This is a genomic window from Herbaspirillum lusitanum P6-12 (assembly GCF_000256565.1).
GTDB lineage: Bacteria > Pseudomonadota > Gammaproteobacteria > Burkholderiales > Burkholderiaceae_D > Herbaspirillum > Herbaspirillum lusitanum.
This window is the reverse complement of record NZ_AJHH01000308.1, coordinates 1-4176: the sequence shown is the minus strand read 5'-3', so window position 1 is coordinate 4176 and position 4176 is coordinate 1. Positions and strand designations below refer to the sequence as shown.

The following is a 4176-nucleotide window of genomic DNA, read 5'->3' as shown; positions in this document are numbered from 1 at the left end:
CACCACGCTCGCCACCGCCAGGATCTTCAGCGATGCATCGCCCAACTCGCCCCCAGCGCCAGCGCACCGTGGCCCGAAGGCGAGCGCCACACCACCTTCCGCATGATCGGCCATAGCGGCCAGGGTGCGCCGCTGCTGGCCGATTACCTGGTGGACAACCTGCATGCATTGAACGCCGCCGTCATCGACAACGGCACCCGCGCCGGCAACATGTTCGGCGTCGCTTTCAAGGAACGCTTCCAGGCGCGCAAGGGCAAGGTCGTGAGCAGCGACTCAATCCAGTTCCGCTCCTCGGATTTCAACACCATCCTGGAGGCGACCAGATTGAAGCGCCCCGACGTCATTTTCTTCGGCGGCCTGGCTGACCAGGCCGCTGCATTGGTGCGCAACGTGCGCCGGGTCGGCTTGCAGACGACGTTCGTGCACGGCATGAACGGCACCAACGGATTGAATTTCCTGCGCGACGCGGGCGCCGCCGCCGATGGCGTGCTGGCGATCAATCCCGGCATGCCCACCGACAAAATGCCGGGCTGGAAGAACTTTGAAAAGGAGTACCTGCAGCGCTTCGGCGGCAACATCAACGACTACGCGCCGATCACCTACGACGCTGTGCAGGTGCTGGTCGCCGCCGTGCGCGACGCGGATTCCTTCCTGCCCGCCAGGATCCTGGCCGCGCTGTACAAGGTGCGTTACAGCGGATTGACCGGGACCATTTCCTTCGACCGCAATGGCAACCTGCTCAATCCCATCTTCACGATTTACCAGATGAAGGACATGCACTGGCTACCGCTACAGACCTACGACGCCAGCAAATCATAATGATGATCATGATACTGACGACACTTTTGCGACGTCATCGACCGACAGCAGTGCTGGGACTAGCCATGGTACTGGCGGGCCTGCTGACGGCCCCGCTGCAGGCCGCCAGCGACGTACGGCTGGTGCAGATCGGCTTCGCCGGCCCCTTGTCCGGCAGTTCTGCGCAAATGGGCCGGAGCCAGGTGCAAGCGGTGGAGCTGGCCCTGGCGGAGCTCAATGCACGCGGCATTTCCGTGGGCGGTCGGCCGCTGCTGTTCAAATTGCTGACGCAGGATGACCGCGGAGACATTCATACGGCAACGCTGGTGGCCAATTACCTGGTCAGATCCGAGGTCGTCGCCGTGATCGGCCATTGGAATACCGGCGCCAGCATACCCGCCGCCCACATCTATCACGCCGCCGGCATCCCCCAGATCGCACCGGGTTCGACCGGCAGGCAATATACGCAAAACGGTTACGCCGACAGCTTTCGCATCGTCGGCCATGACGACGACGGCGGCCGTTACGCCAGCGCCTTTGCCTTGCAACAGCTCAAGGCCAGACGCATCGCAGTGATCCACGACGATACCGGCTTCGGCGCCATGCTGGCGAACCAGTTCAGGCAAGGCTTGCAGGACAAGGGCTCGGCCGTCGTGACGCAACAGACCATCAGCAGCAAGACTTCCGACTTCAATGCCGCGCTGACTGCAGTGCGCAACACCGACGCCGACCTGATTTTCTTCGGAGGCCTCGGACCGCAAGCCGCTGCGCTCAAGCTGGCGATGCGGCACGCCGGCGTCAACGCCACGCTGCTGGCGGCGGATGGCATCGTCAGTCCGACCTTCCTGCGGCTGACGGGCGCCGACGGCGAGGGGACATTCGGCATCGCGCCAGGCCAGGCCCAGGAAAAAATGGCTGGCTGGAAAAAATTCCAGGACAAGTTCGCCGCGACCTATGGCGGTCCGATCGAACTGTTCGCACCGTTTGCCTATGACGCCGCATATGCCATCGCCGCAGCCATCCAGCAGGCCGACTCGCTGGAACCGCGGCGCATTGCCGCCTCGCTGCACCAACTGAAATACAAAGGCCTGACCGGCACAATTGCCTTCGACGGCGAAGGCAACCTGCTCAATCCGGCTTATACGGTTTACCGGGTGCGCGGCGGCAAATGGACACCGGTGCAAACCTTCGGCGGCAAATGATCCGATAGCAGACCTCGCTCACGATGCCGATTCGGCATACGACAGGGAAACTGAAATTGCGTATAGTCGCCGCTATCATTGATCAGTATCGGCGACGACTATCCTGGCCGCGATTTTGCGGGCGCAAGCCGGCATTTAACAACGATAGCCCCGTGCCAGGAATATCTCCGCCCAACAGGAACAAGCAATGCAAATCTGCGTACTCGGCGCCGGCGTCATCGGCGTCACCTCAGCGTATCGTCTGCTCGAAGACGGCCATCAGGTCACCTTGCTGGATGCACGCGCTCAAGCCGGCGCCGGCACCAGTCTCGGCAACGGCGCCCAGCTGAGCTATTCCTACGTCGCGCCGCTGGCCGATCCATCGGTATGGACGCATTGGCCGCACTACCTGTTCAGCGCCGATTCGCCGCTGACGCTGAAACCGAAGCTGGATCCTGCGCAATGGCGCTGGCTGATCAGATTCCTCGCCGCCAGCAACGCCGCGCGCGTGCAGCGCACCACCATCGAACTGCTGCAACTGGCGTTCTACAGCCGCGACGAGATGACGCACGTCCTGCAGGCTGCGCCAGTCGAATTCAACCATCGCACCGCCGGCAAGCTGGTGATGTACACCGATCCTGCCGGACTGGCGTCGGCGCGCAAGCAGATCGCCTTCCAGGCGCAGCACGGCTGCCAACAGGAAGTGATCGACGCCGCGCGCTGCCTGGAAATCGAACCGGCGCTGGGCAAGGCGCGCCGCAACTGGGCCGGCGGCGTCTACACGCCGAGCGAAGAAGCCGGCGACTGCGCGCAGTTTTGCCAGGCGCTGGTTGAGCGCATGCAGGCCAATCCGAACTTCCGCTTTCTGCCCTCCACCACGGTCACCGGCGTCACGCTGCGCGACGGCGCCATTCAGTCGGTCGGTACTGGTTCGGGGCCAATCGATGCCGACGCATTTGTGCTGGCGCTGGGCGCCAACAGCGCGGACTTCGCGCGCCGGGCCGGTTTCAGCTTGCCGCTGTATCCGCTGAAGGGCTACAGCATCACCGTGCCGCTCGACGACGCGTTGTCGCAAGCCGCCGCGCCGCAGGTGTCGATCACCGACATCTCGCGCAAGATCGTCTATGCGCGCCTGGGCAACCGCCTGCGCGTGGCCGGCCGCGTCGAGCTGGTCGGCATGGACACAAGCATTCCGCAACGCGCCATCGATGAACTGAGCAACGGCGCCGACGAGCTGTTCCCGGGCAGCATCCACGCCGGCAACGCGGCACGGTTGTCGCCGTGGGCCGGCTTCCGTCCTGCCACGCCGAGCGGCGTGCCGGTCATCGGTGCATCGCCGGTCAGGAATCTCTATCTGAACATCGGCCAGGGCGCGCTCGGCTGGACGCTGGCTTGCGGCAGCGCGGCCCTGCTGGCGGCGCAGATCGGCGGACGCAAGACGGCGATCGACGACGCGCCGTTCCGTTACACGAGATAATTTCAGCGCCGCTCTCCGGCGATTCATCCGTTGCCCTGCATCATCGGCGGAATCCGCATACCATATCCGGACTACCCAATAACGATATGGAGACCGGAATGCGGCAAAACCCCCTGCGCACCTTGTTCGCGCAAAAGAAACTGGCCCTCAACGGCTGGGCGTCCATCGGCAATTCTTTCCTCGCCGAAGTGGTCGCCGATTGCGGCTATGACGCCGTCACCGTCGACTTGCAACACGGCCTGTTCTCGATCGAATCGGCGGTGCCGATGCTGCAGGCGATCTCCACCACCAACGCCGCGCCGCTGGTGCGCTGCTCCGAAAACAGCCTGGGCGAAATCAACAAGCTGCTCGACGCCGGCGCCGGCGTACTGTACGGCGGCAAGGATTATTTCGAACACGCCAACCGCACCGTGCTGACGCTGGCCATGATCGAAACGCGCCAGGGCCTGGCGGCGGTGGAAGAGATCCTGTCGGTGCCGGATCTCGACGGCATCTTCATCGGCCCCAGCGACCTCGCCATCGAACTCGGCCTGACGCCGGATTCGTGGAGCGACGACAAGGTCGACCAGGCCATCAAACACCTTATTGAAGTCTCCCACGCGCGCGGCAAATACGTCGGCATCTTCTGCGGCTCGGTGGAAATGGCGGAACGCATGAAGGCCTACGGTGTCGACATGCTGACGCCGGGCACCGACGTGCAACTGCTGCGCGCCGAAACCA

4 protein-coding genes are annotated in these 4176 nt (G+C 63.7%); all 4 read left to right on the top strand.

Annotated features, from left to right (window positions below):
* On the top strand, positions 1–819 hold an 819-nt coding region (locus HLUSI_RS27915), incomplete at its 5' end, for a branched-chain amino acid ABC transporter substrate-binding protein (RefSeq protein WP_157137806.1).
* A 50-nt stretch (positions 820–869) separates the two neighbouring features.
* Positions 870–2000 (top strand): branched-chain amino acid ABC transporter substrate-binding protein, encoded by a 1131-nt coding sequence (locus HLUSI_RS0109695; RefSeq protein WP_238533957.1) that lies wholly within the window; start codon positions 870–872, stop codon positions 1998–2000.
* Between the two features lie 187 nt (positions 2001–2187).
* A complete protein-coding gene (locus HLUSI_RS0109690) occupies positions 2188–3456 on the top strand; it encodes a D-amino acid dehydrogenase (RefSeq protein WP_016833785.1) in 1269 nt (422 codons plus the stop codon).
* Positions 3457–3554: 98 nt separating this feature from the next.
* A partial coding sequence (locus HLUSI_RS0109685) for an HpcH/HpaI aldolase family protein (protein WP_016833784.1) occupies positions 3555–4176 on the top strand: 622 nt, incomplete at its 3' end.

Bases quoted from the DNA above. Each gene is read 5' to 3' on its own strand.
- HLUSI_RS0109690 (WP_016833785.1), top strand. From the start codon at position 2,188: ATGCAAATCTGCGTACTCGGCGCCGGCGTCATCGGCGTCACCTCAGCG.